Origin of the sequence: Methylobacterium goesingense (assembly GCF_022179225.1) — a bacterium.
GTDB lineage: Bacteria > Pseudomonadota > Alphaproteobacteria > Rhizobiales > Beijerinckiaceae > Methylobacterium > Methylobacterium goesingense.
The window spans coordinates 1-1,511 of sequence record NZ_BPQL01000091.1 but is presented as its reverse complement, the minus strand read 5'-3'; the positions used below and the strand labels follow the sequence as shown (position 1 = coordinate 1,511).

General features: G+C 63.8%; 1 protein-coding gene. It reads left to right on the top strand.

What is annotated here, in order from left to right; genetic code table 11:
* Positions 1–85 precede the first annotated feature (85 nt).
* Positions 86–1,437 (top strand): IS3-like element ISMex16 family transposase gene (locus MFF30_RS16815; RefSeq protein ID WP_238280635.1). Its coding sequence is split into 2 segments (ribosomal slippage): positions 86–422 and positions 422–1,437, totalling 1,353 coding nucleotides; the frame shifts between segments, so codons are not numbered across the junction.
* Positions 1,438–1,511: the final 74 nt, after the last annotated feature.

The window sequence follows — 1,511 nt, the reverse complement described above, 5'->3', positions numbered from 1 at the left end:
TGTCCGACGTCAGCACCTGTGGGACAGATTGAGGGTCTTCACGAACGGAGGATGGCTGGTTCATCGTAGCCCCTAAGGAGCGAAGATGAAGCAGACATCCGGACCGGCCAAGAAGCCGGCAGAAGCGGTGATCAAGGACATCCGTCGGGCCACACGTCGGCAGTTCTCGTCCGAGGAGAAGATCCGCGTCGTACTGGAAGGCTTGCGTGGCGAGGACAGCATCGCCGAGTTGTGCCGACGTGAGGGTATCGCCGCCTCGATGTACTACGGCTGGTCCAAGGAGTTCCTGGAGGCTGGCAAGAAGCGCCTGTCTGGCGACACGGCTCGTGCGGCCACCACGGATGAGGTGCGGGATCTCCGTCGCGAAGCGGGGGCGCTGAAGGAGGTCGTAGCTGATCTCGTCCTGGAGAACCGTCTGCTTAAAAAAAGCATGAGCGGGGCTGGGGGCGACGAGGCATGAGGTACCCGGCCCCCGAGAAGCTGGAGATTATCCGGCTGGTTGAGCAATCCCACCTGCCGGTGCGTGCCACCTTGGACAAGCTCGGCATCACGCGCTCGACGTTTTACCGCTGGTACGACGCCTACCGGCGCGGCGGCCCCGAGGCGTTGAGCGACCATCCCTCGCGGCCGAGCCGGGTCTGGAACCGCCTACCTGCAGAGATCCGCGAGCAGATCGTTGCTCTGGCCTTGGAGCAGCCTGAACTCAGCCCGCGTGAACTGGCGGTACGCTTCACCGACGAGCGGCGCTACTTCGTCTCGGAAGCGACCGTCTACCGGTTGCTCAAGGCTCAGGACCTGATCACCAGCCCGGCCTATATCGTCATCAAGGCCGCCGACGAGTTCCGCGATAAGACCACCGCCCCCAACCAGCTTTGGCAGACGGACTTCACCTACCTGAAGGTCGTTGGCTGGGGCTGGTACGACCTGTCGACGGTCCTGGACGACTTCTCACGCTACATCGTCGCCTGGAAGCTGTGCACGACGATGCAGGCCAGCGACGTCACCGCCACGCTCGACCTGGCGCTGGGTGCGGCTGGGCTCGATCAGGCGCGGGTGATGCAGCGGCCACGCCTGCTCTCCGACAACGGGCCGAGCTACGTCGCCAGCGACCTGGCTGACTGGCTCGGCATTCGGGGCATGACCCACATCCGCGGTGCGCCATGCCATCCTCAAACGCAGGGCAAGATCGAGCGTTGGCATCAGACGCTCAAGAACCGCATCCTGCTCGAACACGCCTACTTGCCCGGCGAGTTGGAGACGCAGGTTGCCGACTTCGTCGAACACTACAACCATGCCCGTGCCCATGAGAGCCTGAGCAACCTTACGCCCGCCGACGTCTACTTCGGACGCGGCGAAGGGATCCTGGCCGAGCGGGAACGCATCAAGCGCCAGACCCTCATGGATCGCCGCTTGCGCCACCACGCGCAGGCCGCCTAACCTCTTACCCCAGATGGACCAGAGCCTCCGCTCCTGAACACCGCTGAATGTCCCAAATCATCTGACGACGGACA